The organism is Burkholderia dolosa (assembly GCF_902499135.1).
GTDB classification, from domain to species: Bacteria; Pseudomonadota; Gammaproteobacteria; order Burkholderiales; family Burkholderiaceae; genus Burkholderia; species Burkholderia dolosa.
This window is the reverse complement of record NZ_CABVPR010000149.1, coordinates 1-1,082: the sequence shown is the minus strand read 5'-3', so window position 1 is coordinate 1,082 and position 1,082 is coordinate 1. Positions and strand designations below refer to the sequence as shown.

Sequence of the window (1,082 nt, the reverse complement as noted above, 5' to 3'; positions counted from 1 at the left end):
TCGATCTCCATCGTGCCCAGGCGGTGACCCGACACGTTCAGCACGTCGTCGATGCGGCCCATGATCGTGAAGTAGCCGGTGTCCTTGTCGCGCACGGTGCCGTCGCCGGCCAGGTACAGCCGGCCGCCGAGCTCGTCCGGGTAGTAGCTCTTCCTGAAGCGCTCGCGGTCGCCCCAGATCGTGCGGATCATCGCCGGCCACGGACGCTTGACGACGAGAATGCCGCCCTGCCCGTTCGGCACGTCCTGTCCGGTCTCGTCGACCACCGCTGCCATGATCCCCGGCAGCGGCAGCGTGCACGAGCCGGGCACGGTCGGCGTCGCGCCGGGCAGCGGCGTGATCATGTGGCCGCCGGTTTCGGTCTGCCACCACGTATCGACGATCGGACAGCGCTCGCCGCCCACGTGCTTGTGGTACCACATCCACGCTTCCGGATTGATCGGCTCGCCCACCGTGCCGATGATGCGCAGGCTCGACAGGTCGTAGCTCTTCGGATGAACGTGGTCGTCGGCTTCGGCCGCCTTGATCAGCGAGCGGATCGCGGTCGGCGCGGTATAGAACACGGTGACCTTGTGGTCGCCGATCATCTTCCAGAAGCGGCCGGCGTCCGGCCAGGTCGGCACGCCCTCGAACACGACCTGCGTGCCGCCGCACGCGAGCGGACCGTACGTGATGTACGTGTGGCCGGTGACCCAGCCGATGTCGGCCGTGCACCAGAACACGTCGGTCGGCTTCCAGTCGAAGGTCCACTTCATCGTCTGCGCGGCCCACAGCAGGTAGCCGCCGGTGCTGTGCTGCACGCCCTTGGGCTTGCCGGTCGAGCCCGACGTGTACAGGATGAACAGCGGATGCTCGGCGCCGACCCATTCGGGCTCGCACGTGTCGGGCTCGGCGGCCGTGAGCTCGTGCATCCACAGGTCGCGCTGCGCGTTCCAGTCGATCTTGCCGCCGGTGCGGCGATAGACGATCACGCTTTTCACCGCGTCGCAGCCGCCCATCGCGAGCGCTTCGTCGGCGATACTCTTGAGCGGCAGCGTCTTGCCGCCGCGCGCCTGCTCGTCGGCGGTCACGAGCGCGACCGC

1 protein-coding gene is annotated in these 1,082 nt (G+C 68.3%); it reads right to left on the bottom strand.

Features of this window, described 5'->3' with window-relative positions; genetic code table 11:
* Window positions 1-1,082, bottom strand: a 1,082-nt coding sequence (locus tag BUB20358_RS27940; RefSeq protein WP_174905188.1) for an AMP-binding protein, incomplete at both ends; no start/stop codon positions are given.